The organism is Bacillus sp. USDA818B3_A (assembly GCF_009928415.1).
Lineage (GTDB): Bacteria > Bacillota > Bacilli > Bacillales > Cytobacillaceae > Neobacillus.
On the sequence record NZ_JAABNN010000048.1, the window covers coordinates 1 to 2,072 of the forward strand.

General features: G+C 36.7%; 2 protein-coding genes. Both read left to right on the forward strand.

Annotated features, from left to right (window positions below):
* On the forward strand, positions 1-1,266 hold a 1,266-nt coding region (locus GXK58_RS26775), incomplete at its 5' end, for a DDE-type integrase/transposase/recombinase (RefSeq protein WP_160726220.1).
* On the forward strand, positions 1,266-2,036 hold the full coding sequence (gene istB / locus GXK58_RS26780) for an IS21-like element helper ATPase IstB (protein ID WP_160726221.1): 771 nt from the start codon (positions 1,266-1,268) through the stop codon (positions 2,034-2,036). The genes GXK58_RS26775 and istB, both read left to right, overlap by 1 nt.
* Positions 2,037-2,072 lie beyond the last annotated feature (36 nt).

The window sequence follows — 2,072 nt, forward strand, 5'->3', positions numbered from 1 at the left end:
AGTACAATTCGAGGATATGTAAGTGAAATAAGAGATATCTATCATATTCCAAAGGAATTTCATATTCGCCGTCATGAGGCTGTAGAGGAATTACCTATGGGACAACAAGCCCAAGTAGATTGGGGAGAAATTAGTGTAAAGAATTCGGCAAACAAGGAAGTTAAATTATATTTTATAACCTTTGTCCTCGCCCACTCAAGGTATAAATACGTGGAATGGTTAGCCCGACCGTTTACTACTAGAGATACGATCCATTGTCATGAGAGAGCGTTCCAATATATTGGTGGAATGCCTGAGGAAATAGTTTACGATCAAGACCATCTAATTACAGTAAGCGAAAATGCAGGAGACATTATTCTAACAGGGGAATTTCAAGCATACAAGCAGGAACGAGGTTTCCGAATTTATTTATGTCGTAAAGCAGATCCAGCAACAAAGGGAAAGGTTGAAAATGTTGTTAAATTTGTAAAAGGAAACTTTGCAAAACACAGGGTATTTTCGAATATTGATGCATGGAATGATAAGTGCCTTTCGTGGTTAGAAAGAACGGGTAATTACAATGTACATAACACAACTAAAAAGAGACCGGTAGAAGTGCACGCCCTGGAAAAGCAACACTTAAAGCCAGTCTCATCCCTACTCTCTCTCGAGAGTAACATTGGTTCTAGTATATCAAGAACAGTTCAAAAGGACAATGTAATTAAATATAAATCCAATCGTTATTCAGTACCTTTAGGTACATACCGACCAAGAGGTAATAATACAGTTTTTATTGATATTCAAGATGAAGAGCTTACTATTAGTGCAACTCCGCAAGGAGAGATATTAGCCAAACATCGGCTATGTCATGGTAAAGGTGAATTGATTAAGAACCGTCAGCACACAAGAGATCGTTCTAAAGGTATACAAGCATATAAAGAGACAATAATTCGTCAGTTTAATGATCCGGAAAAAGCAGAGTTATTTATTCATGAAGTAGCTGTTCGTTACCCAAGATATGTACGGGATCAGCTTCAAGTCATTCAACACGCGATTACCCATTACCGTCCTGTGATAGAAGAAGCCTTAGTTGTTTGCGTTAAAGATCAGTTATGGAGTGCCAACGATCTTCGCGATATTGCACAACATATAACTCGATTAAAGGAAACAAATACTCCTAGTTCTCCTCCAAAACAAAAAGTAAAAAATAATAACCCCGCTTTAAAAGCTACAGCAGCAACTAGGGAAATGAATGTCTATTTCAACATTATTGGGGGTGTTTCGTAATGACAACAACAGTACAGATTCTTCAAGAGCAACTCCGTCATCTTCGGATGACGGAAACAGCTAATGAGCTGCCGATCTTACTTCGTAATGCGGAAACAAAGTCATGGACTTATCAAGAGTTCATGCAGGAAATACTAATGTTTGAAGTAAATCGACGAGAAGAAAAAAATGTGAAAAAAAGGCTAAAATTGGCTAGATTCCCTTATCATAAGACATTAGATGAATTTAATATTGAAGAACAAGAATCTCTTAGTAAGCGTCAATTAAACCAACTAAGAGAACTCAATTGGCTGGAGCAGCAATACAATATTATTCTATTAGGACCGCCAGGTGCGGGGAAAACTCATATTGGAATTGGTCTAGGAGTAGAAGCCATACATAAGGGCTACAAGGTAGCCTTTTCAAGTATGGGCGAACTGGTACACCTATTAAAAACAGAAGAGTATATTCGTAAATCACAGATGCAATTAAAAAGAATAAAAGAATCAGATTTGGTTATTATTGATGACCTAATGTATTTGGCAATGGATCAACGGGAAGCTAACCTGTTTTTTCATCTAATTAACCATTTATATGAACGAAGTTCCCTAATTTTGACCTCTAATAAAGGACCAGAAGAATGGGTTGAATTAATGGGAGATCAAGGAATCACTACGGCAATATTAGACCGTTTACTTCACCGAGTTGAGGTTATTCAATTAAATGAAAATGACAGTTATAGATTGAAGCATCGATTTACCATTTTTGAGAAAGAAAGTGTTCAAAATTAATTAGCAAAAAGTGTTCAAAACAACTTGACGGTTACA